Below are 26,201 nucleotides of genomic sequence, written 5' to 3'. Positions count from 1 at the left end.
ACTGTCATGCGACAGCCCTCTACTCGGCGACGGTTCCTGCAGTGTACCGCCCTGGCTGGCCTGACGGCAGTGGCCGGTTGCACATCGACGGACGAGACGGCACAGGCGGCCGGTGCGACTCCCGACTCCGAGACGACTGCGGCGCCCTCGACGACGGAGACTGCGACTCCGACGCCCGAACAGACACCGCCGGAGTCGGTCTCGGAGTGGCTCACCGATGCCAACGGCTACGACGGGGAACGCCGCAGATACGGTATCCGTGCCCGCCCGACTATCGGCGTCGGACACCCGACCGACGACGGCCTCGCGTTCACGCACCCGGTGATCGAGGTCCCGCCGATGACGACGGTCGCCTGGGAGTGGACGGGTCACGGCGGCCAGCACAACGTCGTCGCACTGGACGGCACCTTCGACAGCGGGCGCACGAACGCACAGGACGGGACCTGTTACAAGTACTTCTTCGAGAAGACGGGCGTCTACCCCTACGTCTCCGAACCCCACCGCGAGGACGGGATGAAAGGCGCCGTCTTCGTCAGGGAGCCGCCGTCGACCGGCTACGAGGCGGTCGACGAGTGGCTCGCGGCCTCCGGCTCCTTCGACGGGACCGTCACCGACCACGACGGGAGCGGCCCGGCGACGGTCACCGTCGGTGCCGAGGGGAACGGCGGGCACTTCGCGTTCTCGCCGACGGTCCTCCGGATCAGCCCGGGGACGACGGTCCGCTGGAACTGGACCGGCGAGGGTGGCGCGCACAACGTCGTCTTCGAGGACCACGACATCCGGTCGGGGCAGGTCGACCACGAACCCTCGACGACGTTCGAACACACGTTCGAGTCCGACGGTATCTACCGGTACGCCTGTGCCCCCCACCGCGCGCTCGGCCAGCGCGGCGCGATCATCGTCGAGTAAGGCACCTCCCCTCGGAAGCCCCTTCGCTCGCCCGGTCCCCCACGGCCCTCCAGCAGTTCGCCCGGCCGGTTCCCGGCCCCCGCCCGCCTGCGTCTATATATCCGAACCGTTCACACGCGAGCGGTATATCACAACAATATAACGACTTTTTACCGGACAGGCCGTGGTTCGGAAAGAATGCTGGCAGATCCATCGCGGACACCGAGACGATCGATCACAGCACTGGCAGTCGCGCTGCTTGTCGTCCTGGCCACCGTCCCGGCAGGGGTAGCGGCGGCGGGACAGACCGGAGCGACCGAACGCACAGTCGCGATCAGCGAGATACAGACGCCCGACGGGAGCGGTGACGATTCCCCCTACGACGGACAGAACGTCACCACCTCCGGCACCGTCACCGCGGTCACCGGCAGCGGGTTCTTCCTCCAGAACGGGACCGGTCCCTACAGCGGCGTCTACGTCTACGGGAACAGTACCGTCTCGGCGGGCGAGGCGGTCACCGTCACCGGCCTCGTCAAAGAGTACAACGGCGTCACCGAGATCGACGTGAGCACCGATCGCGCGTCGGTCGCCGTCACCGGCACCGCACCGGTGCCCGACGAGAGCCGGGTCAGCACCGCCGACGCGGCGACGGAGGCCTACGAGGGGGTGCTCGTCACCGTCTCGAACCTCTCGGTGACCGCCACGCCCGGCCAGTACGGCGAGTGGGCCGTCGACGACGGCAGCGGCGAGATCGCCGTCGACGATGTCACACACGCGGCCGTCACGGTTCCCAACGAGACCGGGGGGAGCATCGACAGCCTCTCCGGGCCGGTCCACTACTCCTTCGGCGCGTTCAAGATCCAGCCGACCGCCGTGACCAACTACACGGCACCGACAGACAGCGGCCCGTCGACGCCGGCCGACGGGACGACGCTGACGGTCCTCTCGTACAACGACATCCAGACCGCGGCTTCGAACCCGACGAAGATGGGGCGACTCGTCGGCGCGGTCAACAGCCGTAAAGCGGCCATCGACAACCCGACCGTGGTCGTCGGCGGCGGCGACCAGGTCAGTCCGAGTTCGCTCTCGCCGGTCAGCAACCACACCGTCCCCGTGAAGACGCTGAACACGCTCGACCCCGCCGCGGAAGTCGTCGGGAACCACGACCTCGACTACGGCTTCGGGGCGGTCGAGGACTACAGCGACAACTCGGCGTTCCCGTGGCTCGTCGCGAACATTCAGCAAGAGAACGGCGGGAACATCCCGGGGACGAAAAACTACACCGTCGTCCAGCGCGGGAACGTGACCGTCGGCATCGTCGGGCTGGTCGACGACGCGATCAGGTCCAAGACCGCGGTCGACTTCGACGAGGAGGGGTACGAGGTCACCGACTACGTCTCGGCCGGAAGCCAGGTCGCCACGACGCTCAAGGAGGACGAGAACGTCGATGTCGTCGTCGCGGCGGCACACATCGGCGTCCCCGAGTCGAAGACGCTCGCGCGCAACACCGAGAACATCGATGTCGTCGTCACCGGTGACGACGAACGGACCTTCGGTCCGAAGACCGTCGACGGCACCGTCGTCATGGAGGCCCAGGCCCGTGCCGCCTACCTCGGCGAGGCGAACCTCTCGGTCGGCGGGACCGACACGACGCTGGACAGCGGCCGACTCATCACCCTGGACGGCTCTAACGGCTATCCGATCAACGAGACGGCCAACGACACCGTCGCCGACGCCCGCGGACAGTACCTCTCGACGGTCGCGGGCCGGACGACGGTCCCGCTCGACTCGACGTTCTCCTCGAACTACGCCGACGAAACGGCGTGGGGCAACACGGTCACCGACGCCTTCCGTAACCGCACCGGCGCCGATGTCGCCGCGACCAACGCCGGCGGCATCCGCGGGGACTTCGTCATCGACCGCGGACCGGTCACCTACAACGATGTCTACACCTCGCTGCCGTTCGGGAACTACCTCGTCACGAAGGCGATGACCGGCGAGCAACTGCGGGAACTGCTCGCCAGCCAAGTCACGCGACTGGACGCACAGTACGGCGCGCAGGCCCAACTCCAGGTCAGCGGCGTCACCTACGAGTTCGTCGACCGACCCGGCGCAGAGACCACTGTCCGTGATGTCGCCGTCGAGGGCGAGCCCCTCGATCCGACCGCTACCTACAGCGTCACGGTCAACTCCTACATGGCCGGGTGGACGTTCGGCCAGCGGTACGGCTGGAACATGAGCGAACTGCAGACCGTCGACTCGGACTACACGCTCTACGGGACGGCGACAGCCGAGTACATCAACGCCACCTCGCCCATCTCGCCCGACGGCGAGGACCGTATCCGACGCGTCACCCGGACGGTCTCCGGCGGTTCGGCGACCGAAACTGACGGGACGACGCGGCTCTCGATCGGCGTCCCCGACACCGTGGAGTCGGTCAACGCCTCGACCGTCCGTATCGAGAACGCGTCCGACGGCGTCGTCCGCGCGTCCGGTGCCAGCGTCTCGAACGACACGCTCACCGTCCGCTTCGAGAGCCAGGCCCTCACCGAACTCGACCGGTCCAGCGACACGCTCCAGTTGTACGCCGGCTACACCGACGGCGCGCTCGACACCCAGCGCAACGGCTTCGACCACTCCGTGCTCAACGCCGACGTGACCGCGACGCTTGGGACGAACTCGTCGCTCGCCCGTTTCGACACCGACGACAACGGCGGGATCGAACTCCCGGAACTCCGGGCAGCGATCGTCGCGTTCAACGCCGAGGGCCAGGTCGGCGGACAGCCCGTCACGACCCGTAATATCCTGGACCTCGTCGTCGCCTACAACGCCGAAGAGGCGGTCTGACACACTGGCGCTTACGTCCCCCGAGATTTTTTTGTCGTCGGTACCGACGTTCCGAACGTGCCCTCCTCCACATCGCCCGCACACCGTTGGTCCCGCCTCCGAGACGAGCGAACGCTGACGATCCTGACCGGGATCTGTCTGGCGGCCCCGCTGTCGTATCTCGCACAGACCGTCGTCGCTCTCGGCGACGGACTCGTCCTCCTCTTGCTGTTGGTCGGCGTGGGCGTCCCGACCGCGTACGACGAGTACAGTCCGGTCGACGGCGGCCCCGCGCGAGCCGTCGGCTGGGTCGCCGTCGCCAGTTGTGTGGTCACTGCCGAATTCGTCGCGCTCGTCCTCGTCTGTCGGCAGTTCCTCCCGCTGTCCGGGCTGGCCGTCGAGACAGTCGCCTTCCTCTGGGTGGCGCTGTTGAACGTGGCCTTCCTCACCGTCCGAGACCGGGTCTGAGCCGACGGCTCGCTTCTCGCAGTACAGCCGTTGGTCGCGCGAGCCCGTGGCTCGGAAACCGGGCGTGGCGGGATTCGAACCACGCTTGGAGCAAAGCCCCTCCCTGATTAGAATCCCGCCATGCCGGTTCGCTCCCTGCGGTCGCTGCACGGGCGTGGCGGGATTCGAACCGCCTGAACTTCGTTCGCTCGTTCCGTGCTTCGAGTCTCCGTGCCCGTTCGCTTCTCACGTTCGTCGCAGAACGGGCGTGGCGGGATTCGAACCCGCGATCTAGGGGTTAGGAACCTCTCGCCCTGATCCACTAGGCCACACGCCCTATCGGGGTGTCTCCGGTCGCGTGAAAAACGCTTTCGCTCGTGGTCGATCGAAAATCGGAGAGAATGTCCGGCTACTCGTCGGTCTCGGTGGCGCGTTCCGTCGAGGTGCTGGTGCTGCTACTGGTGCTGGTGCCCGAGGAGTCCTCGGCCTGTCCGGGTCCGTCGCGCATCTCTTCGAGTTCCTGCTCGACTTCTTCGCGCCCTTTCTGGAACTCGCCCATGGCCTCACCGGTCGACCGCGCGAGTTTCGGAATCTTGTTCGCCCCGAACAGCAGGACAGCGATGAGGAGGATGACCATCATCTCGGTCGTCCCCGGCATCCCTGGGAACAGTGGTACGAATGTCCCTGACATTGTAAACGAACGTAACGTGGTTGCTATTATAGTCTTTTTGCTCGGGCGGCTCGTTCGGGGCGTCGCTATCGCGAACTGCAGCCGTTCTGGCTTCTCCGGCGGCCTCGCCACTGTCTGCGTGATCGCGACCGTTCGTACACGTCCCACCATGCACTCAGCTACCTATCACGCGTTCCGAGGGTACGTCCCGGGTCCGTCTCGGAAGGGATTTGAACGTTCCGCCGATACTCTCGACCGACTATGGTCGAAGTAGGTGACGACGCACCGCGATTCACGGCACCGCTCGCAAACGGCGACGTTGACGAGGTCACGCTGGCGGGGGAACTCAACGACGGCCCGGTCGTCCTGGCTTTCTTCCCCGGGGCGTTTACCAGCGTCTGCAGCCACGAGATGAGCACGTTCCAGGACCGGATCGCAGAGATCGAAGACACCGGCGCGACCCTCTTCGGCGTCAGTATCGACACCCCCTTCGCACAGAACGCGTTCCGCGACGAACTCGACCTCTCGTTCGATCTGATCAGCGACAACGACCGGGACCTGATCAGCGCCTACGATGTCGGGATGGACTTCGCCGAACTCGGCGTCCACGATGTCGCAAAGCGCGCGGTGTTCGTCGTCGACAGCGACGGTATCGTCAGCTACGCCTGGGTCAGCGACGACCCCGGCGTCGAACCTGACTACGACGCCGTCGTCGACGCCGTCCAGTCGGCCTGATCGGGAGAGTTTTTTCCGTGGCCGTCGTCCGTGTCGTATGAGCTCCGCCGACGAGGCCGACAGCGGCCGGATTTACGACCCCGAAGCGTCGCATGCGTTCCCGGACGAGCGAGTCAACGACGTACTCGACGCGATCGAGGCCGACACGGAGATCCAGGCGTATCTGGGCGCACAGAACGTCAATCCGGTCACCAGAAAGCGGTACAACGACCACGGACGGAAACACATCAGCATCGTCCGCAACCGGGCGCTGTGTCTCTACGACCTCCTCAAACAGGGTGGGGTCGAGTTCAACGGCGCCGCCGACCAGGGGTTAGACGAGGCCGACGAAGCCGTCATCGTCGCGCTCGCGGCGACGCTGCACGACATCGGTCACGTCGTCCACCGCGACGAACACCCGTACTACTCGATCCCACTCGCTGCGGACCTGCTGGACGAGTTCCTCCCGGCGTTCTACGATGTCGCCGACGCGGTCCGTGTGAAAGGCGAGGTCCTGCACGCGATTCTCTGTCACCACACGGAGGAGATCCCGCTCACGCTCGAAGCGGGGGTCGTCCGCGTCGCCGACGCGCTCGACATGGAACACGGTCGCTCGCGGATCCCTTACGAACGGGGTGGTCGGGGGATCAACACCGTCTCCAGTCAGGCCATCGAACGGGTGACGCTGAAGCCCGGCGACGAGTCCGCGGTCCTCGTCGAGATCGAGATGAACAACGCCGCCGGCGTCTACCAGGTCGACAACCTCCTGAAGGCGAAGCTCCACGACTCCGGGCTGGAGGAGACGGTCCGAATCGTCGCGTTGAACACCCACGACGACGACGAGCAGATCGTCGAACGCATCGAACTCTGAGACTGATCGACCGCGATCTTCCGGGACGTACCGCCTCGGCGGGTGCGCTCGACTCGACACCGTCCGATCCTGTCGTCGACACAACCGTTTTATCCACCCACGCCGTAGCTGTGTGCATGAGTCTCACGCCCCTCGACGGGCGGCAGCAAGATCGGGCCGAGGCGGTGCGTGACGGGGCCTCGGCGGAGTCCCTGCGTTCGCGGCTCCGTGCACGGATCGGCGACCTGCTCGCCCGCGTCCCCCTCGCCCGCCGGCTGGTCGGAGCGGACGGCGACGCCGACCGACCTACTGCGACGGCCCCCGTCCCGACCGACCGATCGCCCGAGCACAGTGCCCGCGTCCTCGTCGAGGATCTCCCGCAGCGAGACCGGCCTTTCGTCACACCGGCCCGTCGAGCGGGGGATCGGAACCCGGTCGAACTCGACGTTTCGGAGGGCGACGACGGCCTGACGCTCTCGCTCGCCGACAACCCCGACGCGACGATCACCTCCGATACCTACCAGCGGGTCGAACGGTAAGCCGCCACGTGGCTCACGCCGCCGGAATCTCGACCGTCACCACGTTCCCGCCGTCGTAGCCGAACAGTAACGTCCCGTCGAGGACGTTCACGGCCCAGTTGGCGATCCAGAGCCCGATCCCCCGTCCGTGGCTGAGCGCCTCCACGGTCCCGGTCTCGATCGGCTCGGTCTCGATCTCGGGGATCCGCTCGTTCTCGTCGCGAACCTCGAAGACGATCACACCGTCCTCGCGCCGGAACGTGAGCTCCACGCGCTGTGTCTCACCGTGGCGGATGGCGTTCTCCGAGAGGTTCCGCAGTGCGTGTCTGAGAACCGCGGCCTCGGTCCGGACGTGAGCCGCCGCCGGGCCGTCGACAGTGATCTCCGCGTCGGGATACGTTTCGAGCAGCTCCGCGCTGATCTCCGAGAGCAGGTCCGCGACATCCACGTCCGTCCGCTGTCGTTCGGCGTCCCTGAGCTGTTCGAACGAGCGGATCTTTCCCGCGATCGAGAGCAACCGATCGCTCGCGTCGAGGATCGAGCCGGCTTGCGCTTCGAACTGTTGCTTGTCGGTCTGGTGCTTGATCGACTCCCCGTGTCCTCTGACGACGGTCATCTCGTTTCGAAGGTTGTGCCTGAGGACACGGTTGAGCACGGAGAGTTGCTGTCGCTGTTTCCGCTCGACCGTGATGTCGTGCAGGACCACGACACACCCCACGTCGGCCGCTCGGGAGTCGGTCAGCGGCGTCGACGAGACCGCGTACACGGTCCCGTCGGCCGCCTCAAGCTGTCCGTCTTCGCGTAACCCCGACAGCGTCACGCCGGTCAGTGATTCGATCGGGACCGGGAGATCGTCCTCGGCCGTCCCGAACAGCTCCCGCGCGCTGTCGTTGAGCCGCACGACCTGGGCCGACGTATCGAGAACCAGCAAGGGGTCCTGGAGCCCGTCGACGATCGTCTCCTCCGCGGCCCGCTGTGTCACGGGGTTCGTCTCGAACATGTGTGTGCCCGTGAACGCGTACGCGTCCAGTGCGACGTGTGTGAGCAACAACGCCGGCGTGAGATTCAGCGCCGGCCAGGGTCCGATCTGTCCGAGCCAGACCAACAGCGGCACCGTCGCGGGGACGGGGCTGAGCGCGACGGCGACCGCTTCGCGGCGGTAGAGCGGGCCGTAGGAGTACACCGTTTCGACGATCAGGAGCACGCCGATTCCCGCCAGTGTGAGGCTGGCGATAACTGTCGCGTACCCGAGCGGCTGGATCGCGTACTGTGCCGTCGAGAGCCCGAAGACCGGATCCATCCTGAACGCCTGCCACAGGAGGTCGTGATAACCGTGGGTCACTGCGAGCGTCGCGGTCACGATCGGCGATACCAGCAACACCGGGAGCCAGCGGTCCCCGGTCACCGTACTCCGCCCGGTGTACTCCAGAGCGAAGGCGAGAAAGAACGGGCCGATACAGTTCATCCCGATCCAGGCGAGCGCCTCGGCGTGGGCGCGGAGCGACGGGTCGGAAACGACCAGCCCGGCCCCGTACGAGAGCGTCCAGAGGGCCTGTGCGGCCAGCGAGAGCATGAACCACTTGGCGCCCGGCCGACCCAGCCGCCGCGACAGGTACCAGACGAGTCCGAGGCTCGCCACTCCCGAGCCGATCGATGCGAGAACGATCACCCGTCCGAGAAGCGTGGTGCTACTCAATCGTACGAGATTTCGTTAGCCTTCTCGTACTTAACGACGGTGGTCCCAACTCGACCGACCACTGGCTCAACTGCGCTCTAACGCACCCACCCGGGGGTCCGGCCGGCCTCGAACCGGTTGGGTGATTGTCAGGAACGGGGTTTCTACGTTCTGAGTGTCGGTCTTATTGATTTTCATGGTTGAGCTTTGACCGTTCGTAAAACCCCATTACGACGGCGGGTTTTTCGGTTAGTGTTAGGTGTGTTTTGATCGGTTTTAATTTACAAACCCACTGAAGGTGTAATTTTGGCGCAGAAGGGATGAGAGACGCGTTATGCGGCGACCGGGATTTGAACCCGGGCCATGAGCTTGGAAGGCTCAGGTCCTACCACTAGACCACCGCCGCAGACTCGCGCTGGTCGCGGCACGACACCGCTCAGAGCGGAAGCGTTCGATCATACACGCAAGGAGATTAAGGACCTTTCCCTTCGGACTCGACGACGGCGTAGCAGTTCCCGCTGGAGACCTCGAACGAAACCGTCCGGAGCGGGCTGTCGGCGAGTTCCCGCTCGAACTCGGCTGGCGCGTAGATGTGGTAGAATCGCGGCACCGTCTCGCCGCCGGGGAGCGTCCAGTCGACGGTCGTGTCGAACCCGTCGTCGGCGTCCGCGGCCGCATCGAACCGGTCGTGTGCGGTGCTCCAGACGCTGACCAGCGCCCGTCCATCCGGCGCGAGGACGCGGGCCAGTTCCGCGAGGCTCGCCCGTCTGGCCTCGGCTGTCGGGAGGTGATGGAGCGTGGCGACGTAGACGGCAAGCCCGACCACCCCGCCACGGACGGGGAGCCGCGAGGCGTCGCCACAGACGAGCGCGACGCACTCGGGCACTCGCTCGCCCGCGACCGCGAGGAGTTCGCGACTGGCGTCGACAGCGACTACGCGAGCGGCGACGCCTGCGAGTAACTCCGCGTGGCGGCCGTTACCACAGCCGATGTCGAGGGCCGTTCCCACGGCACGGTCCCCATGGTCATCGACGAACGCCTCGACCTCCGGCCAGGCGTACTCGCGGGTCTTCGCGAAGTGTGCCCCGATCGTCTCGTAGGTCTCGCGGACGCCGCGGCGGGAGCGATCGGTGTCCATGCCTGTGGCTACGCGAACACGGGGTTAGCGCTTTCGACCGAACGGCGCGAGCCGCCGACCCGGGCAGAACGGGGTCGCTACTGATCGTACTTCTCGGGGTAGGCCTCGGCGAGCAGGTCGGGGTTCGCGTCCAGTCGCTCCCGGATCGGGTCGATGACCTCGGAGATGGCGGCTGCCGCGGACGGCTTCAGATCCGCCGGGTGGAGTTCGCCGCTCAGGAAGTCCGCCTCCAGGTCGTCGTAGCCCTCGTAGACGAGGTCGCCGCCGTACTCCTCGGGGCGTTCGATCACGAGGTCCTCGGCGCGTTCGGAGAGCACCGGGAAGACGAGGTACTCCAGGTACTCCAGGACGCCGTTGCCCTCGACCTCGCCCTGGGGACAGTAGGCCTGCCCGATCTTCTCCTCGACGGTCTCGGGCGCGTCGTTGAGGTTGACCTTCGAGGCGGCGTCCGAGGCGCTCATCTTGCCGCCGCTGAGGCCCGACAGCAGCGGAGCGAACAGACAGACCGGCGACTCGCCGCCGTGGTCCGGGAGGACCTCCCGGGAGAGCATGTAGATCCCGCGCTGGTCGATCCCGCCGTAGGCGATGTCGGCGTCGAGCGCCTTCACGTCCAGTGTCTGCATCAGCGGGTAGATGAGCCCGCCCAGGTTGGGACTCTCGGACTCGCGGACGACCTCGCTCGCGGCCCGCTGCGAGCGGGCGATAGTCGTCTCGGCGGCCATGCGGTACATCTCCAGGGTGTACTCCTCGTCGAGCTGGAAGTCGGTCCCGCGGACGAACTCGATGTCGTCGGGGTCGGCGCCGGCGGCTTCGATCATCCCCTCGATGGCGACCTCGTAGTACTCCGAGCGGGCGTCCAGCAGGTCGAAGGGACTCTTCTCGTCGTCCAGGTGGGCGTGCAGATCCGCGATCAGTACCGTCACGTTGATGCCGGCCTGCAGGAAGTCCGCCAGCTTGCGCATCGTCGTGAAGTGGCCGATGTGCATCTCGCCGGTCGGCGCGTAGCCGATGTACGCCGACGGGTCACCCGCCTCGAACAGCGCCGCGAGTTCGTCCTCGGTGACGACCTCCTGCGTGTGGCGGGTCGTCAGCGCGAGGCGTTCGTCAGTATCCATACGGGCCGGTCCCCGCTCGGGGGAGTAAAACGTTCCTGTGTGGAGCCGGCGCTGTCGCGACCACGCCGTGTCGATCACGACGTGTGAGCGTCGGCGAGTCCACAGCGCGGCCTAGAGGAAGGCTTGAGAGGCTCCCTCCCGTAGAGGGTGTATGGATATCGACGGGCTGAAAGAGATCGCTCCCCACTACGTTGCACTGATGCTTCTCGTCGTTCTCGTCCTGACGGTCCTGCAAGCTGTCGTGGGCGAACTCGGGTTCTGGATCGAACTCGGGATCGTCCTCGTTCTCGCCGTGGCGTATCGACCGGTCGTGTTGCGACTGGGCATCGCACCCAGTGGCTGGAAGTAGCCCGACGAACCCACCTCGTTCGAACGGCGCGAGACAGCGCCGAGTCGTCAGGGCGCGCCGCGGTCCTCGGCCGTCCGGCTGGCTTCGGCGGATCCCCGGCCGAACAGCGAGAACGCGGCCACCTGACCGTAGAAGAGGAACACCGCGCCCACGAGGATGACCGTGAGGAGCGCGCCGACGCCGCCGACCACCACCAGGGCGACGTACGCCTCGACGATGGCGACCACGTAGATCGGGCGCCGGCCGGCGGCGGCGACCGCCCGGAGGTCGAACGCAGCCCGGAGCCGGCCGGTCGTCGCCAGCCTGGTCAACGCTGCCGGGAGGAGATAGAGCGCCGCGATCGTCAGGAGTCCGGCGACGCCCGTCACAGCCAGACCGAGCGCGGACGACGCCTCGACGCCGGCGACGACGAACCCGGCGAACAGCAGCCACACCGGGACGAGGACGTACGCGACCTGGACGGCGATCGCTCGGGCGCCGTCGGCGAACAGGTCCGGCCAGTCGCCGAAAGCCGGCGGACGGTCCCGCCCCTCGCTCGTCGCCCGGAGGACGCGAAGCAGGTACCCCTGCACCGGGATCAACGGGACGAACGTCACCGAACCCAACAGCGTCAGCACGCTCCCGACCGCGACGGTCTTGAGCCAGCCGGGGCCGCGCTGTGGGTACCTGAGTGCATCGCGGAGCATCCCTTCAGGCTGCTCGACGGATCGACTTATGTTCCGTGGTCGGCCGGGGGAGGACAACACCGAAGCCGCTCCGGCCCGTTGGACCACACATGTCGCGCAGCCGGCACGGACTCGCGGTCGTCGGTCTCGCACTCCTCCTGACGACCGCCGGCTGTGGCGCGTTCGCCGGCGGTGACACGCGAGCGGCCCCGGAGTCGGCCGTGACACCGGCTCCGGTCCCGACACCGACGGCGGCGGCGCCGAACGGCCCGAGCGCGGCCTACGAGTACTGGGGGAGCGTCACCGCGACCGGGAGCGAACTAAATCGGACGTGGCTGCGCTCGCTCGAACCGACCTGCGAGCGGCCGCCGGGACTGGTCGTCCACATCCAGGTGTCGGCCCTGCGGACAGACGACCCGGAGACCCACGCCGGCATCGAGACGGCCTGGCGGTTCGCGGCACCGTCGAACCGGGCGTCGTTTGCTTCCTACGAGTCGTTCGTCAGCGTCCTCACCGACGAGTACCGACCGCTGCTGGACGCCGAGTCGGTGACCTACGACTCTATCGACATCGATCGAGCACGCGGGGCCGCACGGCGTAACGTGACCGTCTACACGCCGAACGGGACCGCTCAGAGCTACACGTGGATCGTCGAGCGACAGACCACCGCTCCCCACGAGGGCTGCTGGATGACCACCGGCGTCGTCGAGACGTGACTACTCCCTGGGAAGGCCGTCGCCTGCCGCCGAGCGGACGCCGGCTTCGCCGGAGAGGGCGCCGACCAGCAACACTGCGGCCGCCAGCGGAACGACGGCACAGGCGGCGTAGATCGGGACGAAGCCCAGCGAGTCGACGATCGGCAGCGACACCAGCGGGCCGAGCGCGCCGCCGAAATCCCCCAGGACGTTGTTGGTCGCCGTCGCCCGTCCCATTCGCTCGCTCGGTGTGAGATCCGCAAGCAGTGCGACGAGCGGGCCGCTGGTCCCGCCCTGGCCGGCCCCGACGAGGAGACAGGCCAGCGCGAGGACCGGCAGCGACCGGGCGAGCGCGAGCGCGACGAAGCCAGCGAACGAGACGGCCAGGAAGGCCAACAGGACCGGGAGTCGGCCGCTGTCACCGTCGCTGAGTTTGCCGCCGCCGAGCATGAACACGGACGCGGCGGCGACGGTGAGTCCCATGAACAGCCCGGACATCCCCTGTGGGCCGTACCCCCAGGCGAGCAGGCCCCTGGCGTCGACGAGCAACACGAGCGTCGAGAACAGCGCGCCCAGATACGCGAAGTAGAGCCCGAAGTTGACGAGCCCGACCGTCAGCGTCGTCGCGCTGCACTCGATCTCCCACGGCGCGACGTTCTCCTGGGTCCCGTCGACGTGTGTCTCGGGGACCAGCAGGTAGGCGATGGCGCCTGCGAGCATGGCGAACCCGGCGGCCAGCGCGAAGGCAGTCGCCACGCTGTAGAGGTCACTGACGACCCCGCCCAGCAACAGGCCGACCGGGAACCCGAGCGTGATGCCGCCCCGGACGACGCCCATGTTCGCCCCGCGGGAGTCGGCGGTGCTGACATCGGCGGCGATGGTGTAGGCCGTCGCGAACACGAGCGCGCTGCCGATCCCCCACAGCACGCGGGCCGCGAGGAACCACGCTGCGGGCGCGCCGGCGTCCAGCGCGACCACGTAGCCCATCGTCGCCAGCCCCTCGACGAACAGGCCGACCACGAACGGGGTCCGCGTCCCGGTGCGGTCGATGAGCGACCCCGCCGGCGCGTTGGCGACGATCCGCGTGATCCGGTTGGCGCTGAGGATGAGGCCGACGACGAACGGCGAGATGCCCAGCAGCGCTCCGAGGTTCGGGAGGATCGGGAAGACGACGCCGCCGCCGAAACCGACGAAGAAGGTACTCGCGATGACCGCCAGGACGACGGTCCGCGAACCGCTCCGCTCCGACCCGTCCCGGTTCATACCGGGGCGAACGGCCGGACGCAATTAGGGGTGTCGTTGTGCCCGGTGGCAGCGAACGCAACGTGTTTCAGGCAGCGGTTCGACCCGACGCTCCATGACAGACGAAGGCCCGGTCCCCGACGACGCCTGGGCGACGATCGTCCGGAACGTCCCGATCGTCTCCGTCGATCTCGTCGTCCAGCACGAGGGCGTGGTCGCGCTCGGGAAGCGACAGAACGACCCCGCGAAGGGCGAGTGGTTCGTCCCCGGCGGCACCGTCCACAAGCGTGAGTCTCTCGACGACGCCGTCCACCGGATCGCGAGCGAGGAACTCGGCGTCTCGGTGCGGATCGAGCGCCGACTGGGCGTCTACGAGCACGTCTACGACGTGGCCGATGTCGACGCCGACGACGGGAAACACTACGTACCGATCGGCTACCTCGTGACGGCGGACTCGCGGGCGACCGAGACGGACGATCAGCACGCCGACGTACGGTGGGCGCCGACACCCGTCGAGGCGGGCGACCTCCACCCCTACGTCCGGGCGTATCTCTCGGACGCGGGACTCACGACCGACACGGCGTGAGACGACGGTCTTCTCGACGCCGGCCGGGGCGAACGCAGTACACAAGTCCGTCCAGCCCAACGTCTCGACATGTACACCGGGAAGCGAGAGACGGCCTGTTGCCTGTGTGGGAACCCGGACGTGGCGACGCGGCTGGACCTCCCGCCGCGGGCGGTCCCGCTGTTGAAACACGCCGGGCCGATCGCCTGGCAGGACATCGTCGGCGAGGTGTCGCTGTACTTCTGTGACGGCGACTGGGAGACGGTCCGTGACCTGGTGCTGGAGACCGGGATGAGCCCCCTCTCCCGGTGTAACGCGGCCCGGGCCGACTTCGATCTCCGGGAGGACTTCGAGGCGCTGCTCAACGACATCCGTGACGAACCGGACCACTCGGAAGTCGAGGCGCGGATGCGACGGGAGGCCGAGGCCGTCCTCGACGCCCCCGGCGACCCCCACGTCGAGGAGCGCGACCTCGTCGAGGCCCGGGTGGTCTCCTGGGTGTTCGAGGACACGGTCGAGGCCTGATCGCAGGCGGGGACGGCGGGGCGTATCCAAACTGTTTTGACCACCCACGGCCCTGTGTCAACCGATGACTGTACGCGTAGGTGTACTCGGAGCGACCGGAGCGGTGGGACAGCGGCTCATCCAGCTGCTCGACCCCCATCCCGAGTTCGAGATCGCCGCACTGACAGCCAGCGAGGAAAGCGCTGGCAAGAGCTACCGCGACGCCGCGAAGTGGCGCGTCGAGGCCCCGATCCCGGAGGACGTGGCCGACATCGAAGTCGGTGCCACCACACCCGAGGACGTACCCGACGATGTCTCGCTGATCTTCTCCTCGCTTCCCTCCAGCGTGGGCGCCGAGGTCGAGCCCGAGTTCTGTGAGGCCGGCTACGTCGTCTCCTCGAACTCCTCGAACGGGCGGATGGACCCGGACGTGCCACTGACCATCCCCGAGGTCAACCCCGAACACGTCGACCTCATCGAGGTCCAGCGCGACGAGCGCGGCTGGGACGGCGCCCTCCTGAAGAACCCCAACTGCTCGACGATCACGATGGTCCCACCCCTGGAGGCGCTCGACCGCGCGTTCGGGCTGACCGACGTGCGGGTCTCGACGCTGCAGGCCGTCTCCGGTGCGGGCTACTCCGGCGTCTCCTCGATGGAGATCATCGACAACGCCATCCCCCACATCGGCGGCGAGGAACAGAAGATGGAGACCGAGTCCCGGAAACTGCTGGGGACGTTCGACGGCGCCGAGGTCCACCTGCACGGCATGGACGTGGCGGCATCCTGTAACCGCATCCCGACGCTGGACGGCCACCTGGAGAACGTCTGGGCCGACACCGACGAGGCTGTCACCGCCGCCGACGCGGAGGACGCGATGGCGGAAGTCACCGGCGTCGACCTCCCGTCCTCGCCCGAACGGCTGATCAAGGTCTTCGACGAGCCGGACCGACCACAGCCCCGTCTGGACCGCAACACCGAGGGCGGCATGGGCGTCGCCGTGGGCGGGTTCCGCGAGACGACCGACGGCGTGCAGTTCAATTGCCTGGCCCACAACACGATGCGTGGCGCCGCCGGCGCGAGCATCCTCAACGGCGAACTGCTGCTGGAGAACGGCTACCTGTAGTCTGCCGGGCGTCTGACGGGTTTTCTTGCTGTTCGGTCCCCGAGTGACCGTATGGAAGGACGCGTCTGGTGACGATGGCCGACCACTCGGCCGCCGAACTCTGTGCCCTGGAGGAGTGGCAACTGCTCGACGGGCAGACGAGCGGACCGGTCCCGGACGCGGCGGTCGCGGAGGCCGTCGCGGCGGCCGGCTACTCTCACGAAGCGGCCGAGCGCGCCGCCGAGTGGCTCTACGAGGCAGACTACCGCCCTCCCGACCGGGACGGAGAGCGGGCGCACCCGGCGGCGACATCGGGACGTTGAAACCGGCGGACGCCGGAGCCACCCCATGCGCCAGTCCGAGCCGGCGGAGACGCTCACGGTCACGCGGGAGGTCCCGTTCCACGAGACCGACCGGGGCACGCTCCGTCTCGACGTGGTCGAACCGACAGACGTGACCGGTCCGCTCCCCGTCGTCGTCCTCGTCCGCGGGGGCGCCTTCCACGTCGGCGACAAGGGCGAGTTCGCCCGCCAGGCCATGGACTTCGCGAGCGAGGGCTACGTCGCCATCGAACCACAGTACCGCCTGGCGCCCGACTCGCAGTTCCCGGCGCCGGTCGTCGACGTGAAGGCGGCCATCGAGTGGGTCCGCAGCGAGGGCGACCGGTTCGGCGCAGACCCGAGCAGGATTTCGGTAGTCGGCCACTCCGCCGGCGCGAACCTCGCTGCGATGGCCGGGGTCACACAGAACGACCCCGCGTTCGAACCGGAAGTGTATCCGGGCACGTCCTCGGCGGTCGACGCGGTCGTCGGCTACGCCGGCGTCTACGACTTCCTGGCGATCGAGCGACAGCGCGACGAGGAGCCGGACGACCAGGTCGACAGCGGCTACCTCGGTGCCGCCCCGACCGACGACCCCGAGCGGGCCGAACTGGCGTCGCCGACGAGTCACGTCGACACCGACGCGGCGCCGACGCTGCTGGTCCACGGCACCGCCGACGAGGTCGTCCCCGCAGCCCAGTCCGAGCTGTTCCACGAGGTGCTGGAGCCGGTGACCGACGCCGAACTCGAACTCCGGGAGGAGGAACACGGGTTCCCGTTCCACGGCCACTGCTACGACGAGGTGTTCGAGCGGACGGCGTCGTTCCTCGACCGCCACCGCTGACCGTCTGCCTGTCGGCCGGCGCGTCGGTGACGGGTCCCGTCGTGGGGCGACAGCCGTCGACACGATGCCGCCCGCATCCGCCGACCGGGTACTGCCAGGCCGGAGCAGACACCCGGAGACACAGCAGCGGCCGAACGATTCCGTACCGCCTCGGCGGTCGGCAGTCGAACATTTAAGTAGGCTGCCGTGATGAGATTAGATAGCAATGGCCATAGACCCAGAGTTCGAGGAGAACCGTGACATCGTGGAACAGCACGACGGCCACAACGTCTGGGGCCCGGTCGAGGAACCCGAGACACTGGGAATCCACGGGACACACGTCGCCGTCGACTTCGACATCTGCCTGGCCGACGGGGCCTGTCTGGAGGACTGCCCGGTCGATGTCTTCGAGTGGGTCGACACGCCGGACCACCCCGAGAGCGAGATCAAGGCCGATCCTGCTCACGAGGACCAGTGTATCGACTGTATGCTGTGCGTGGACGTGTGTCCAGTCGACGCCATCGATGTCGACCCCGGCCGTGCCGGTCGTATCTGACTGTTCTCGCCGATCCGACCCCGTTACTCGGTCCCAACGTCGGATGAGTGTGCTCTCGGCCCGTGATCCAGGCACCGCCCACGAGCGGTCAGGACTGGGTTCGACATCCTGATCGGCCGCCTGAAATACCAGTTTTCGAGTCTGACGGCGGACTCCGAAACCGGGGGCAACACGACGGGCCTCTTCGATGCCGCTCCCGCAGTATTACGGGCACTTCTCGATCCAGACCGTGGTGACAACCTAGCTATGTAGTAGTTAATCGTGAGTAATATTATTAGCCTGCCCGTCAGAGAATCGTTCACGAGGTAGACAACAACATGCATACTGTGGTACTCACGAAGGGCGTCCCCGACTTCCGCGAGGGACAGGTCTCCTTCGACGAGGACGGCCACCTCGAACGGGGCAAGACCCCGACCGTGATGAACCCGAACGACAAGCACGCGCTCCGTGCGGCCTTCCAGACGAAGGTCCGCAACGGCGGACACGTCTCGCTGATGAGTATGGGGCCGCCGGGGTACAAGGAGGTGCTCCAGGAGGGGATGGCCGACGTGTACGCCGACGACCTCTATCTCCTGTCCGATCGTGAGATGGGGGCGGCCGACACGTGGGCGACGGCGATGACTGTCGCCACGGGGCTCCAGCACCTCGACGAAGAGCCCGATCTGGTGTTTGCCGGCTTCAAGACCGCCGACGGGGAGACGGGCCACACCGGCCCACAGACCGCCTGGTGTCTGGACTGGCCGACGATCACGCACGTCATCTCGCTGGACATCGACGAGGAAGCGCGACAGGTCCGGGCGAAACGGCTCGTCGACGGCGATGTCTCCGAGATCGAGACCGTCGAGGCACCGATGCCCTGTTTCGTCGTCGCCGATCCCGAGTTCGAGCCGACCTACCGGAAGGCCAGCCACCGGCTGAAACACAAGGATCTCCGGGAACAGACCCAGGAACGGGCCGAGAACTACGAGGAGCACGTGACGGTGTGGGATCACCAGGACCTCAATCTGGACCCCGATTATATCGGGCTGGACGGCTCGCCGACCATCGTCGCCGGCGTCGACCCGATCCCGAAGGCCCCGTCCGAACGGGAGGCCACTCACGTCACGGCCGACGACGACGCCGGCATGGAGCAGGTACTGGACGAACTCACGCCCTTTGTGGCAGGTGACTGACAATGGTCGAGATCGACCCCACCGAACACGAGATCGCCGAACTGGGACCGAAGATCAAGGACATCGACGACGAAGCCGTTCTCCGGGAGATGCTCGACCTGGAGGAAGACGGCGAGGACCGCACCCCCGTCAAGACGCTGATCCAGAGCCGCATCGACAAACTGGAAGACGAGGGCGGCGAGGTCGACCCCGAGACGGTCGACCTCTCGGAACTGACTGTCGCCGACATCGCGAACCTCGTCCGGGATGTCGACGACGCCGACGTGCTCCGGGACATGCTCGACCGGGAGCAGGACGGTCAGAACCGCAAGACGGCGATCTCCCGGATCGAGAGCCGAATCGAGTCGGTCGAGGGCAGCGAGGACGAGGACGGCGAGGTCGGCGAAGTCGAGTACGTCCCGCCCGAGGAGAAGTATCCCGAACTGGACCACCCCACCAACGACAAGCAGTGGGTCGAGGGGACCGTCGGCGCCGACTACCGGGACATGTGGGTCTACTGCGAGACCCAGGCCGGCGAACTCGTCGATGTCTCGAAGGAGATGCTCGGCAAGGCCCGCGAACTGATGGACCAGTACAACGACGACTACGGGGAGAGCGAGCGCGTCGTCGCGGTCCTGATCGGCGCCGACGCGAGCGACCACGTCGAGGACGTGATCGCCTACGGCGCCGACCTCGTACTGTACCACGAGGACGAGCAGCTCGAACGGTTCCGGCACAAGCCCTACACCGAGATCTTCGTCGACATGGCCCGCGCCGGCGGCGAACTGGCCAGCGAGGGCCACGAGGCAGTCGACTGGAAGGACTACCACGAACCGCGCTACACCGTCTTCCCGGCGACGAACAACGGCCGTGACCTCTCGGCGCTCGTCCAGGGAGCACTGGACTCCGGGCTGGCCTCGGACTGCTCGGGGCTGTACATCGAGGAGGCGATGATCTCGAACCCCGCAAAGACCGGCAAGGCCGGCGACAAGAAGGAGTTCGAGCGGGTGCTGCACATGAAGCGCCCGGACTTCTCCGGGTTCGAGTACTCGACGATCCTCTGTATCGACAAGCCCAACCGGGACTTCCACCCGCAGGGTGCGTCGGTGATTCCGGGGAGTTTCGAGGTCCCCGAACCGGACACCGAGCGTGAGGCCGAGGTGATTGACTACGAGATGGAACTGGACGACGAGTGGTTCCTCGTCGACGTGCCCGAGTTCGACCGGCTCTCCGGTGGGGTGGACCTCACCGGCAACGAGGTGGTCGTCGCCGTCGGCCGCGGCATCGGCGACGACCCGACGACGGGCGTCGAACTGGCGCTCGATCTCGTCGACGCCTTCGAGGACGCCGATCTGGGCCTCTCTCGGGGGGTCATCACCTCCTCGTACTCCTTCGACGGCCACGTCGAGCAGTACATCTCGGAGGAGCGCCAGATCGGCGAGTCCGGCCAGGAGGTCCAGCCCGATGTCTACATCGCCGCCGGCATCTCCGGGGCGATCCAGCACAAGGTCGGCTGTGACGAGTCGGACACGATCATCGCGATCAACACCGACGCCGACGCCGACATCGCGGACTTCTCGGACTACGTGATCGAGGGGGACCTCTTCGAGGTCCTGCCCCAGTTGACCGAGGCCGTCGAGCGCGGTGAACTGGCCGCGGCCGTGGAGGCCAGCGATGACTGAGTACGAGTCCTACGAGGCCGTCGTCGTCGGCTGTGGGCCCGGCGGGGCCGCCGCGGCGGCGACGCTCGCTCGGAACGGTGTCGAGACCCTCGTCCTCGAACGGGGCGTCGACGCCGGCTCGAAGAACGTCTCCGGCGGGCTGATCTACGCGGAGGAGTCCGCGCCCTACACCATCGACAGCCTGTTTCCGGCGTTCCGCGAGGAGGCCAGCGAGCGCCCGGTCACGGAGAACTACATCCACAACATCGCCGGCGATCAGGTCAAGTCCTTCGACATCGTCGACCTCCACCACCACGACACCGAGTGGGCCGACGCCGTGTTGCGCCGGAAGATGGACTCCTGGCTTGCCCAGCGAGTCCACGAACTCACTCGCGAGACCGGCGGCGGTCTCCTGACGGAAGTCCACGTCACCGGCTTGCTCCGCGAGCGGGGCGAGATCGTCGGGGTCACCTGTGAGGAAATCGACCCAATCGAGGCCGACATCGTGATCGCCGCAGACGGCGTCAACTCCGAACTCGCACGCGACGCCGGCCTGATGGACTGGGACGACCCCGAGGAGTGGTTCCAGGGCGTCAAGGCCGTCGTCGAGATGGACCCCGAGCGGATCAACGAGCGGTTCGACATCGACGACGACGAGGGCGTCGCTCACCTGTTCTCGGGTGACCTCTTCGACGGCGTTCGGGGCGGTGGCTTCCTCTACACGAACGAGGCGTCGCTCTCCATCGGCACCGTCTTCCACTTGGACTCGATCGCCGAGGAGGAAGCCGAACCCCACGAACTGCTAGACAGCCTGCTGACCCACCCGCTGATGGCCCAGTGGCTCGGCGACGACTACGAGGAACTGGAGTACAGCGCGAAACTCGTCCCCGATTCGAAGAAGGTGGCCCACACCTCGCCCCACCGGGATCGGCTGGTCCTGGTGGGTGACGCCGCCGGCCAGATGCAGGCCCAGGGGCCGATCATCAAGGGGATGAACCACGCCGTGACGGCGGGCGCCCTCGCCGCGGAGGCGTTCACCGAGGCCCGAGCCCGGGGCGACCCACACACGGCCGGCGATCTCTACGAGAAGAAACTGCACGACGAGGGCGTGATGGACAAGCTCCGGCCGACGACGTACAACGTGGTCGGGAAGCTCGGCGAACTCGGGCCGCTGGACGACCTCTCGAACGCCGTCGCCGAGTCGGCCGTCGGTCGATTCGGCGTCCGGGCGGCCGGCGGCCTGCTCGAACGGGCCTACTCGTCGCCCACGCTGGTCTCGATGATCCCCGACACCAAGCTCCCCTACGTCACCCTGCCGACAGTCATCGCCGAGGAACTGGGTGAGCGCGTCACCGACGAGAACACCGTCCAGCCGCCGGAACTGGACGACCGTATCGGCGACCTGACCTACGACGTGGGCGAGCCACACATCGAACTCGTCGACAACTCCTTCGAGGCCTCCGGAACGGCCGTGACGGCCTGTCCGGTCAGCGCCAAGGACTTCGGCGGCGGCTGTTACCGCGACGAGATGGTCCAGACCAACGGTCACGAGGAACACCTGGTCAGCCTGGACACCCAGCCCTGCGTCGAGTGTGGGACCTGTGCCGTCGTCGCCGACACCGACTGGGAACACCCCGCCGGCGGGAAGGGGGTCGACTACAAACAGGGATGAGCCACCAGTACCGCGACCGCATCCGGGCGCTGGAGCAACGGGCCGAGCGGGCCGGGGAGTCGCTGGACCCGGAGCCGCCGGCCGAGGAACGGGCGATGGACCTCCTCCGGGAGGGGTTCGGGCCGACCGTCTCGCTGTACTGCGAGGCCCGGACCGGGGAGTCGTGGGTCCGCTTCGGCGAGTCGGAGTTCGACCGCCTGGAGGCGACGATGAACGACTGGCTGGAACTGTACGCCCGGTGTTACGGCGTCGACCTGGACACCACCCACACCATCCGTGAAGCCGCCGAACTGCTCGTGGACACCCACAACATCAGGGATGTCGCCGTCGTGTTGACCGGCGTCCCCGAGCGGGAACGTGTCACCGAGTAATTAGCGTGATAAAAGATTAAGTTCTGGGTCGTGGTACCAGTACCCATGGAGCTCACTGAACCGTTGCAGTTCGACCACGCCGACCGGAAGGACATCTACCAGTACGTCGAGTCACACGGCTCGGTCGACCCCGAAGAGGCACGCAGGGCGCTCCGGATGGAGGCTCACCCGTTCGGCCACCACGTCGCGATCATGAAACGCGACGGCGTGCTCAGAGAGGAGGGCGGCGAACTCCGTATCGCCTACGAAGACGGCGGCGAGGAGGAGTTCGAGGTCGACGACGTGGAGTTCACGATCCGGCAGGCCCGCCAGGAGGACCTGACCGGACTCGTCGGGGCGATCCGGGCGGCAATCGGCAGCGGCGAGTACGTCGACGCCGAGACGGTCGCCGACGTGATCGACACCGAGGGCGTCCTGTTGCGGCACAACGAACTGGAGTCCCGGATCTTCTTCGTCGCCTGCATCGACAACGACGTGGTCGGCTGGGTCCACCTCAAACACCCCGAGATCGCGAAACTCAACCACACCGCCGAACTCACGCTCGGAGTGCTGGCCCAGTACCGCGGCCACGGCATCGGTTCGCAACTGCTGACCCGCGGCACCGAGTGGGCCAGCGATCACGGCTACGAGAAGCTGTACAACTCAGTCCCGTCCTCGAACGAGACCGCCATCGAGTTCCTCGAAGGCCACGGCTGGCAGACCGAAGCGATCCGCGAGGACCACTACAAGATCGACGGCGAGTACGCCGACGAAGTGATGCTCGCCAAGTCCCTCTAGGGCCACTCGTCCTCGTGACCGTCGAGCGGCTCCGGGACCACGCCGTCTTTCTGAGCCCACACCCGCGCGTGAGCCGTACAGACCCGGCGGTTCTCGGCCCAGGGAACGTGGAGTTCCACGGCGGCCTCGTTCGTACAGCCCGACTCCGCACACGTCGTCATAGGAGCGCGACGGCCAGCATCGCCACCAGCATCGACCCGGTGAGCATCGCCTGGACGATCCCGGAGGCGAGCATCCCGGCGGTGGTGACCAGTGCGGCCTTGAGTCCTTTGCGGGCGTCCTCCTGGCGATAGAGTTCCAGCGCGAAGACGGTGAGCGCGACACCCAGCAGGATGCCCAGCGGGCCGGTCACGAAGAACAGCACCAGGCCGACCAGCCCGGCCGCGACGGCTGTCTTCGTGGAGGCGCCACCGACGCGAGCGGCGACGGCACCGCCGGCGAAGTCGACGACCCAGGTGAGCGCACCGACCATGGTGAGTACAGCCAGCAGGACGACGCCGGGTTCGGTCATCCCGCTTCCGACCCAGTAGACGTAGACGCCGGCCAGCGAGAGGGGCGCACCGGGGACCTGTGGCACGAGACTTCCGACGACGCCGGCGATCAGCAAGACGAACGCGATGACGACCAGCGTCGTCTCGAAACCGAGGACCGGGAGCGGCAGGGGCAAGTTCATCTGTCGAGTTCCTCCTGTACGCTGCTGTCTCCGTACAGGCGCGTCAATCTTTCGACGGCTCCGCCAAGCGCCCGCATACACTGCCGGCGGGAGGGGAACCCTAACTCCTCGGACACCTCCGTCCAGGGACGTGCCTGGAGCGCCTTCCTGACGAGCAGCCGTTCCTCCCGGTCGGTCAGGGCGTCCGTGTCCTCGGGCGCGACCAGATGCCGGAGCGCCAGCCGCCGGAACGGGTCGGGATCGGTCTCCATGACCGACGCGCCGCGTGGGACGCCGGCGACGACGCGCCACTCCCAGTCCGAGAGGTCGGGGTCGGGGCTGGCGTGGATCGCGGCCAGTAGTTCGCGGATCACGTCCGGGTCGGCGTCGTCGAGTGGGTCCGTGAGGACTGCGACGGCTCGGTCACAGAGCCACCCCGCGTGGCGGGCTGCGAGCGCCTCGCCGGCGTCCGAAGACGGCGAGAGCATCACCGCGGAGTACTCCCCGCTCTCGTCGTTTCGCGAGGTCGAGATGTGGACGGTTCCGTAGCCGTTCGCCCGCCAGAACCGGGCGAGTTCGGGGGTCGCGCCGTAGCCGACGCCGAGCCAGTCGACGGGCTCCCCTGCGTGTGCCTCGATCTCGCCGAGCAGCGCCGAGCCCAGCCCGCGGGATCGCACGGCGGCGTGGGTCGCGATGCGCAGGATCCGCCGACCGACCGGAACACCGGCGGCCTCGTCCCGTAGCTGGGTCGTCAGCACGTCGGGGATCAAGTTTCCCCGGACGCGGCGGCCGGCGTACATCTTCGCCCTGGTGTCCGCGGGGAGGCCCCCCTCGCTGGCGAGCAGCGCCACCGAGACGACGTGTCCCTCGTGGACGAGCGCGTGGACCGAGAGGTTCGGCGCGTCTAACAGGCGCGCCAGATCTGCCGGCTCGGTCCGGTAGTGGGCCAGGACGAGCAGGCCGAACACCTCCCGGAGCAGGTGCTCGTCGCCCACCAGTTCGGCCGTCGTCAGCCGCCGGTAGCTGACCGTCTCCGGTGTCGCGTCCGCGACGAGCTGGTCGACGGCGGGTCGGGCGTCCAGCAACAGCGCCCGGAACGCCCAGGTCTCGACCGGATCGGCCGATGCGTACCGGATGGGGGCCGTCATCGTCACGTCGGTCACCTCGTGATCGCTGTCGGCCAGGTGGTCCCGAAAGCGCACGTCGAAGCTGCGGCCCGCCCCCTCGTAGCCGTGGACGGTCGTCGTGAACGCCACGGCCGGCGCGTCGAGGAACCCTTCGAGGCGGTGGACCGGGAGCGCGGCGGCCTCGTCGACGATCACCACGTCGGCTCCGTCGACGGCTGCCAGGGCCGCCTCGGGTGGTTCGAAACGGATGGACCCGCCGTCGACGGTCAGGCGTCGCGGTGTGTCGCTGTCGTCGGACTCGACGGCCACGCCGAGGGTTTCGAACAGCGCCCGCGCCCGGGCGAACACTTCCGACGCGCTGCGGTACTGCGGTGCGGTCACGAGCACGCCCGACCCCGTCAGCGCGAGGTTCGCGGCCGCCAGTCCGGCCGCGCTCGACTTGCCGCGTCCCCTGTCGGCCTCGACCACGACGGCGTGTCCGGGCGCGCACAGTGCCTCGAAGGCGTGGACGGCCGTCACCTGGTCGTCGGTGAGACAGGCCTCGTAGGTCGCCGGCCGGAACGTCGCGTCGGGGGCGCCGCCGGCGGTCGTCGCGGCCGTCGCGGGGCCGGATCGGTCAGCCCGTCGCGTTCGATCCGGTCCGCGTCGACATCGACGATCGCGATTCCGGGGTGTGCCCGCAGCGTCTCGACGACCCGGCGTCTGAAGTGGCCGCTCACGTCCGCAACCTCGAACGGTGGGACGGCGAGGGACTCGTCGAAGCCGTCCCGACGCTCGGGCCACTCGTCCAGCGGCGGCGTCAGCAACACGAGCAGGCCGCCGCCGTCGACGGCCCCGACGGTCCGGCCCAGCGCGTTCGGCCGGAACTCCTCGTGACAGTCGAGCACGACCGCCGAGCGGGTCCGGCCCAGCAGTTCGTCGGCCCGCGACTGGGGGTACCGCTCGCAATCGAGGAAGTCGACCGGCCCGACGACGGTCGTCGCCGCGGGCGGGATGTCGGCCGCGTCGAGTGCATCGGCCGCCCGCTCGCGGGTCCGCTCGGGGCTGCCGGCCAGGACGAGGACCCGCCGCTCGTCGGCACCCGACGCCTCCGCCCGCAGCGAACGCGCGATCTCCATATCGGTGCTG

At 67.6% G+C, this 26,201-nt stretch carries 27 protein-coding genes, 2 tRNA genes and 1 pseudogene; 19 read left to right on the top strand and 11 right to left on the bottom strand.

What is annotated here, in order from left to right; all coding sequences use genetic code 11:
• Nucleotides 1–6: 6 nt before the first annotated feature.
• The 3 genes from P1L40_RS01715 (at nucleotide 7) to P1L40_RS01705 (ending at nucleotide 4,182) form a co-directional block, all read left to right on the top strand.
• Nucleotides 7–909: a halocyanin domain-containing protein gene (locus P1L40_RS01715; RefSeq protein WP_284009586.1), complete on the top strand. Its 903-nt coding sequence runs from the start codon at nucleotides 7–9 to the stop codon at nucleotides 907–909.
• 177 nt (nucleotides 910–1,086) lie between these two features.
• Nucleotides 1,087–3,735, top strand: coding sequence for a 5'-nucleotidase C-terminal domain-containing protein (locus tag P1L40_RS01710; RefSeq protein WP_284009585.1), 2,649 nt, complete (start codon nucleotides 1,087–1,089; stop codon nucleotides 3,733–3,735).
• A 57-nt stretch (nucleotides 3,736–3,792) separates the two neighbouring features.
• Nucleotides 3,793–4,182: a DUF7987 family protein gene (locus P1L40_RS01705; protein ID WP_284009584.1), complete on the top strand. Its 390-nt coding sequence runs from the start codon at nucleotides 3,793–3,795 to the stop codon at nucleotides 4,180–4,182.
• A 242-nt stretch (nucleotides 4,183–4,424) separates the two neighbouring features.
• On the opposite strand, the gene P1L40_RS01700 is transcribed toward P1L40_RS01705, so the two are convergent.
• Nucleotides 4,425–4,498 (bottom strand) — tRNA-Arg (locus P1L40_RS01700).
• A gap of 72 nt (nucleotides 4,499–4,570) precedes the next feature.
• Complete coding sequence (locus P1L40_RS01695; protein WP_284011096.1) at nucleotides 4,571–4,819, bottom strand: twin-arginine translocase TatA/TatE family subunit; 249 nt, start codon at nucleotides 4,817–4,819, stop codon at nucleotides 4,571–4,573.
• A 273-nt stretch (nucleotides 4,820–5,092) separates the two neighbouring features.
• On the opposite strand from P1L40_RS01695, the gene P1L40_RS01690 reads away from it, so the two are divergent.
• From P1L40_RS01690 to P1L40_RS01680, 3 genes are all read left to right on the top strand, one after another.
• The gene (locus tag P1L40_RS01690) at nucleotides 5,093–5,566 is read left to right on the top strand and encodes a redoxin domain-containing protein (RefSeq protein WP_284009583.1); all 474 of its coding nucleotides are present in this window, start codon (nucleotides 5,093–5,095) and stop codon (nucleotides 5,564–5,566) included.
• Nucleotides 5,567–5,603: 37 nt separating this feature from the next.
• On the top strand, nucleotides 5,604–6,416 hold the full coding sequence (locus tag P1L40_RS01685) for an HD domain-containing protein (protein WP_284009582.1): 813 nt from the start codon (nucleotides 5,604–5,606) through the stop codon (nucleotides 6,414–6,416).
• 116 nt (nucleotides 6,417–6,532) lie between these two features.
• Nucleotides 6,533–6,934, top strand: coding sequence for a hypothetical protein (locus tag P1L40_RS01680; RefSeq protein WP_284009581.1), 402 nt, complete (start codon nucleotides 6,533–6,535; stop codon nucleotides 6,932–6,934).
• 13 nt (nucleotides 6,935–6,947) lie between these two features.
• Here the strand turns inward: P1L40_RS01680 and P1L40_RS01675 are convergent, their stop codons facing one another.
• The 4 genes from P1L40_RS01675 to P1L40_RS01660 form a co-directional block, all read right to left on the bottom strand.
• Nucleotides 6,948–8,582, bottom strand: coding sequence for a histidine kinase N-terminal 7TM domain-containing protein (locus P1L40_RS01675; protein WP_284009580.1), 1,635 nt, complete (start codon nucleotides 8,580–8,582; stop codon nucleotides 6,948–6,950).
• Between the two features lie 341 nt (nucleotides 8,583–8,923).
• Nucleotides 8,924–8,994, bottom strand: a tRNA-Gly gene (locus P1L40_RS01670).
• A gap of 66 nt (nucleotides 8,995–9,060) precedes the next feature.
• Entirely contained in the window at nucleotides 9,061–9,726 is a 666-nt protein-coding gene (locus tag P1L40_RS01665; protein WP_284009579.1) for a class I SAM-dependent methyltransferase, read from the bottom strand.
• 77 nt (nucleotides 9,727–9,803) lie between these two features.
• Nucleotides 9,804–10,841 carry a tyrosine--tRNA ligase gene (locus P1L40_RS01660; protein WP_284009578.1) on the bottom strand — a complete coding sequence of 346 codons (1,038 nt, stop codon included), beginning with the start codon at nucleotides 10,839–10,841 and terminating at the stop codon, nucleotides 9,804–9,806.
• Between the two features lie 151 nt (nucleotides 10,842–10,992).
• Between P1L40_RS01660 and P1L40_RS01655 the strand changes: the two genes are divergently transcribed.
• Nucleotides 10,993–11,190, top strand: a complete 198-nt coding sequence (locus tag P1L40_RS01655) for a hypothetical protein (RefSeq protein ID WP_284009577.1) — start codon at nucleotides 10,993–10,995, stop codon at nucleotides 11,188–11,190.
• Between the two features lie 47 nt (nucleotides 11,191–11,237).
• Here the strand turns inward: P1L40_RS01655 and P1L40_RS01650 are convergent, their stop codons facing one another.
• A complete protein-coding gene (locus tag P1L40_RS01650) occupies nucleotides 11,238–11,876 on the bottom strand; it encodes a DUF4013 domain-containing protein (RefSeq protein ID WP_284009576.1) in 639 nt (212 codons plus the stop codon).
• An 89-nt stretch (nucleotides 11,877–11,965) separates the two neighbouring features.
• On the opposite strand from P1L40_RS01650, the gene P1L40_RS01645 reads away from it, so the two are divergent.
• Nucleotides 11,966–12,571: a DUF4864 domain-containing protein gene (locus tag P1L40_RS01645; protein ID WP_284009575.1), complete on the top strand. Its 606-nt coding sequence runs from the start codon at nucleotides 11,966–11,968 to the stop codon at nucleotides 12,569–12,571.
• On the opposite strand, the gene P1L40_RS01640 is transcribed toward P1L40_RS01645, so the two are convergent.
• Complete coding sequence (locus P1L40_RS01640; protein WP_284009574.1) at nucleotides 12,572–13,813, bottom strand: MFS transporter; 1,242 nt, start codon at nucleotides 13,811–13,813, stop codon at nucleotides 12,572–12,574.
• 94 nt (nucleotides 13,814–13,907) lie between these two features.
• On the opposite strand from P1L40_RS01640, the gene P1L40_RS01635 reads away from it, so the two are divergent.
• The 11 genes from P1L40_RS01635 to P1L40_RS01585 all read left to right on the top strand — a co-directional run bounded on the left by P1L40_RS01635 (nucleotide 13,908) and on the right by P1L40_RS01585 (nucleotide 23,294).
• Nucleotides 13,908–14,378 carry an NUDIX domain-containing protein gene (locus P1L40_RS01635; RefSeq protein ID WP_284009573.1) on the top strand — a complete coding sequence of 157 codons (471 nt, stop codon included), beginning with the start codon at nucleotides 13,908–13,910 and terminating at the stop codon, nucleotides 14,376–14,378.
• 69 nt (nucleotides 14,379–14,447) lie between these two features.
• Nucleotides 14,448–14,882 (top strand): DUF7960 family protein, encoded by a 435-nt coding sequence (locus P1L40_RS01630; protein ID WP_284009572.1) that lies wholly within the window; start codon nucleotides 14,448–14,450, stop codon nucleotides 14,880–14,882.
• A 64-nt stretch (nucleotides 14,883–14,946) separates the two neighbouring features.
• On the top strand, nucleotides 14,947–15,984 hold the full coding sequence (asd, locus tag P1L40_RS01625) for an aspartate-semialdehyde dehydrogenase (protein WP_284009571.1): 1,038 nt from the start codon (nucleotides 14,947–14,949) through the stop codon (nucleotides 15,982–15,984).
• A 74-nt stretch (nucleotides 15,985–16,058) separates the two neighbouring features.
• Nucleotides 16,059–16,286, top strand: coding sequence for a hypothetical protein (locus P1L40_RS01620; RefSeq protein WP_284009570.1), 228 nt, complete (start codon nucleotides 16,059–16,061; stop codon nucleotides 16,284–16,286).
• 25 nt (nucleotides 16,287–16,311) lie between these two features.
• Nucleotides 16,312–17,127 carry an alpha/beta hydrolase fold domain-containing protein gene (locus P1L40_RS01615; protein ID WP_284009569.1) on the top strand — a complete coding sequence of 272 codons (816 nt, stop codon included), beginning with the start codon at nucleotides 16,312–16,314 and terminating at the stop codon, nucleotides 17,125–17,127.
• A 205-nt stretch (nucleotides 17,128–17,332) separates the two neighbouring features.
• A complete protein-coding gene (locus P1L40_RS01610) occupies nucleotides 17,333–17,662 on the top strand; it encodes a 4Fe-4S dicluster domain-containing protein (protein WP_284009568.1) in 330 nt (109 codons plus the stop codon).
• A 317-nt stretch (nucleotides 17,663–17,979) separates the two neighbouring features.
• Nucleotides 17,980–18,834 carry an electron transfer flavoprotein subunit beta/FixA family protein gene (locus P1L40_RS01605; protein ID WP_284009567.1) on the top strand — a complete coding sequence of 285 codons (855 nt, stop codon included), beginning with the start codon at nucleotides 17,980–17,982 and terminating at the stop codon, nucleotides 18,832–18,834.
• A gap of 2 nt (nucleotides 18,835–18,836) precedes the next feature.
• Nucleotides 18,837–20,495: an electron transfer flavoprotein subunit alpha/FixB family protein gene (locus P1L40_RS01600; RefSeq protein ID WP_284009566.1), complete on the top strand. Its 1,659-nt coding sequence runs from the start codon at nucleotides 18,837–18,839 to the stop codon at nucleotides 20,493–20,495.
• Nucleotides 20,488–22,146: an FAD-dependent monooxygenase gene (locus tag P1L40_RS01595; protein ID WP_284009565.1), complete on the top strand. Its 1,659-nt coding sequence runs from the start codon at nucleotides 20,488–20,490 to the stop codon at nucleotides 22,144–22,146. The genes P1L40_RS01600 and P1L40_RS01595 overlap by 8 nt, the downstream gene beginning before the upstream one ends.
• Entirely contained in the window at nucleotides 22,143–22,517 is a 375-nt protein-coding gene (locus P1L40_RS01590) for a DUF8055 family protein (protein ID WP_284009564.1), read from the top strand. The genes P1L40_RS01595 and P1L40_RS01590 overlap by 4 nt, the downstream gene beginning before the upstream one ends.
• Before the next feature lie 45 nt (nucleotides 22,518–22,562).
• Nucleotides 22,563–23,294: a GNAT family N-acetyltransferase gene (locus P1L40_RS01585; protein ID WP_284009563.1), complete on the top strand. Its 732-nt coding sequence runs from the start codon at nucleotides 22,563–22,565 to the stop codon at nucleotides 23,292–23,294.
• Here the strand turns inward: P1L40_RS01585 and P1L40_RS01580 are convergent.
• The 3 genes and pseudogenes from P1L40_RS01580 to tmcA form a co-directional block, all read right to left on the bottom strand.
• The gene (locus P1L40_RS01580) at nucleotides 23,291–23,455 is read right to left on the bottom strand and encodes a DUF8014 family protein (RefSeq protein WP_284009562.1); all 165 of its coding nucleotides are present in this window, start codon (nucleotides 23,453–23,455) and stop codon (nucleotides 23,291–23,293) included. The genes P1L40_RS01585 and P1L40_RS01580 overlap by 4 nt on opposite strands.
• Nucleotides 23,452–23,967, bottom strand: coding sequence for a DUF456 domain-containing protein (locus tag P1L40_RS01575; RefSeq protein WP_284009561.1), 516 nt, complete (start codon nucleotides 23,965–23,967; stop codon nucleotides 23,452–23,454). Before P1L40_RS01575 ends, P1L40_RS01580 begins: the two co-directional genes overlap by 4 nt.
• Nucleotides 23,964–26,191: pseudogene (tmcA, locus tag P1L40_RS01570) on the bottom strand (tRNA(Met) cytidine acetyltransferase TmcA). The gene P1L40_RS01575 and the pseudogene tmcA overlap by 4 nt, the downstream one beginning before the upstream one ends.
• Nucleotides 26,192–26,201 lie beyond the last annotated feature (10 nt).

It is taken from the genome of Haloarcula pelagica (assembly GCF_030127105.1).
GTDB lineage: Archaea > Halobacteriota > Halobacteria > Halobacteriales > Haloarculaceae > Haloarcula > Haloarcula pelagica.
The sequence above is the reverse complement of the archived record's forward strand: the minus strand, read 5'-3'. Positions and strand labels throughout refer to the sequence as shown.